The sequence below is a fragment of the Streptomyces sp. NPDC058632 genome, from assembly GCF_042717095.1.
GTDB lineage: Bacteria > Actinomycetota > Actinomycetes > Streptomycetales > Streptomycetaceae > Streptomyces.
Genome location: NZ_JBHXQZ010000192.1, coordinates 1 through 2,782 on the forward strand (window position 1 = coordinate 1; position 2,782 = coordinate 2,782).

Sequence of the window (2,782 nt, forward strand, 5' to 3'; positions counted from 1 at the left end):
GCCGACACCGACACCCACCCCCGCGGCGGGCCGGGGCGCGCCGCGGAACGCCGCGGGGGCGGCCCCGACCGGCGCGGGCGGTGCCGCCGCGGCGCGCGCGGCACCGTACCCCCCGGCGTGGGCCGGCGGCCGGGCCGCCAGCTCCGCCCGCTGCCGCTCCAGCCGCTCCTGCTCCGCCCGGCGCCACCGGGCCAGTGCGCCCTCGTCCAACGCGAAGGACTGCAGCTGGACGCCGCCCCACACCTCCTCGCCCGTGACCTGGCCCTCCACCGTCGCGCCCAGGCCCAGCGGCACGGCCACGAACTGGCGGACCGTGCCCTCGCCGGAGTTGATGCCGTCCAGCCACCGCTGCCGGGGCAGCACCACGTAGTTCTGCGGCGAGCGGGCCAGGTGGCCGCTCCACGGGCGGCCCGAGACCGCGCACACCTTGCCGACCCCCACCTGCAGCGCGGCGGGCTCCTTCGTACCCGCGAAGCTCAGCCACATCGCCTCGCGCAGATACACCGGCAGCATCACACCGCCGCGCGCCCGCCAGGCCTCGGGCACCGAGTCCGCGTAGTCCGCGACCCGCCGCACCGGGAACTCGCCCAGGCCCGGCGGCAGGGCGTGCGTCCCCGTCTCCGGCAGCCGCAGCGTACGGACGAACCGCACCGTCGCCCCGTCCGGCAGCCGCAGGGTGTTCCCGTCGACCCGCACGCTGGTGTCGGTCATCCGCGCCCCCTTCGTGTGCTCGTGGCCGGCGGCGTACCCGCCGCCGGCTTCCCTCACTGAGAACGCCCGGCGGTACCCCGCCGGTTCCGGCGCAGCCGGCCGGGAACGCGCAGCCGGTCCCGCGTCCGGGTGATCCGGGGCATGCGCTCCCGCTGCTCACGGGTGTGCCGGTCCAGCTCCTCCAGCAGCCGTTGCGACCGGTGCTCGGTGTCCATCTCGTCCAGGATGCGGTCCGCCTCGGCCAGCAGCGCGCCGTACAGCTGCCACTGCCGGGCGTCCGCGCGCACGTCCTCCAGCAGCAGCCGGGCCAACCGGTCGCGGGTGGTGGCGGCCTGCCGCAGTTCGGCGATGAGCCGGTCCTCCGCGGACTCCGCGCTCTCACTGACGCTCGACGTGACCAGCACCGCGAAGCTGACCACCGCGTCGGAGATCTCGGACAGCAGCTGCTCGACGAGGGCACCCGTCTCCGGCGGGAACAGGGGGCCCGGCTCGCGTTCCTTCGCGAGGTCGGTGAAGGTGCGCGCGAGCACCCGCAGAACGACCGTGCAGATCTCGAGGGTGTCCAGTCCGGTGCGCAGCACGATCCGGTTCAGCAGGCCCTCGCGCACCCGCGGGTTGAGCCGCAGGCTGTCCTCGGCCTGCCGGAGGTCCGCGTCCACCTCGGAGATGTCGTGATCGAGCCGGCGGGCCTCGTGCAGCCGGGCCGCCGCTTCGTGGTGGGGCGTGTGCTCGGAGGCCTGTTCGCCCAGGCGCAGCATCAGCTGCCGCACCCGCCGGGCCAGCCCTTCGATCGACTCACCGGCCTCCTCCACCCACACCGGCGGGGCCAGGAGCAGGTTGAAGGAGAGCCCGACGACGGCGCCGATCACTGTCTCCAGGATGCGCGCCCACGCCATGTCCCCGACCGACGTCACGCCGAGCACCAGCATCGCGCTGATCGCCACCTCGGGCACGAACTCGTGCACGCGCACGATCCGTCCGACGATCAGCGACGCCAGGATCAGCAGGCCCAGACTCCACCAGGTCAGGCCCACCAGAAGACTGAAGAGGATGGCGACGACCACCCCGGCCACCACCGCGTTCACCCGGCGGAAGCCGGTGGTGAGCGTGGAGTACAGCGTGACCTGGACGACGAGCAGCGCCGTCAGCGGCGCCGTGAGCGGGGCGGCCTCCGGGCTGAGCCGCAGCGCGATGACGTACGCGACCGTCGCCGCGGCCGCCGAGCGGGTCGTCTGCACGGCCACCGGATCCCGGCGCTGCCTGACGAACTCTTTGACCCGTGCCGTCCACTCACGTACCACTCGCATCCTTCGACGCTTCCCTCTGACCGGAAGTGTCGAACGTCTTCGGCGGGTACCGCGGCCACCCGGGGGAAACGACGATGCCCCAAGACGCCCCGGGGATTTCACGGACCGCCGGCCCGCCGGCACCGCCGGGACGTCACACCTTGTCGAGGAAGCCGTGCAGATTCCCCAGGGTGCGGGCGATCTGCTCGTCCAGGGTGAGGGACTCCTCGATCCGGATCCCCGAATCCGGCACCTTCCTGCCGCGCAGATAGAGGGAACAGGCGAGGTCGGTGCACATGTAGGCACCCACCGAATTGCCCTCGCGCCCGGCGGCGCCGGCCCTCCGCGCGGTCATCAGGGAGACGCCCCCGCGCGGATGGGTCGTCAGGCACAGCGAACACATGCTGCGGTGCAGGAAGCCGCGCCGCGCGGGCTGGAACCTCAGCGCCACCCCGACCAGACGTCCCTGGTCCGCGCGCTCGGTGACCAGGTAACTGCGGTCGGGCGCCCCCGGATCCCGCCAGCCGAGGAAGTCCAGATCACCCCAGGCGAGCTCCCCGAGATCGCGCGGCACGAACAGGCGCTTGGCCTCCCCCTTCGAGCAGTTGACGAAGGAACCGCGGATGTCCTGTTCGGTGAGTGATTTCATGGGGGTCTCCGGCGTTCTCCTGGTACGGCTTGCGAAACCAGGAAGCCCCGGGTCTCCGTCCCACGGTAAGGAATCGAAAGGTGCCCGAGCCAACCGTTTTCCCGGGAGTGCCGGGACGGTCCGGGTGGGCACCGGC

3 protein-coding genes are annotated in these 2,782 nt (G+C 73.0%); all 3 read right to left on the reverse strand.

Going from position 1 to position 2,782, the window contains the following annotated elements:
• A partial coding sequence (locus ACFWVE_RS34875; protein ID WP_384023237.1) for a hypothetical protein occupies positions 1-711 on the reverse strand: 711 nt, incomplete at its 3' end.
• Positions 712-764: 53 nt separating this feature from the next.
• A complete protein-coding gene (locus ACFWVE_RS34880) occupies positions 765-2,018 on the reverse strand; it encodes an aromatic acid exporter family protein (RefSeq protein WP_384023240.1) in 1,254 nt (417 codons plus the stop codon).
• A gap of 133 nt (positions 2,019-2,151) precedes the next feature.
• Positions 2,152-2,646, reverse strand: a complete 495-nt coding sequence (locus ACFWVE_RS34885; RefSeq protein ID WP_384023243.1) for an FBP domain-containing protein — start codon at positions 2,644-2,646, stop codon at positions 2,152-2,154.
• Positions 2,647-2,782: the final 136 nt, after the last annotated feature.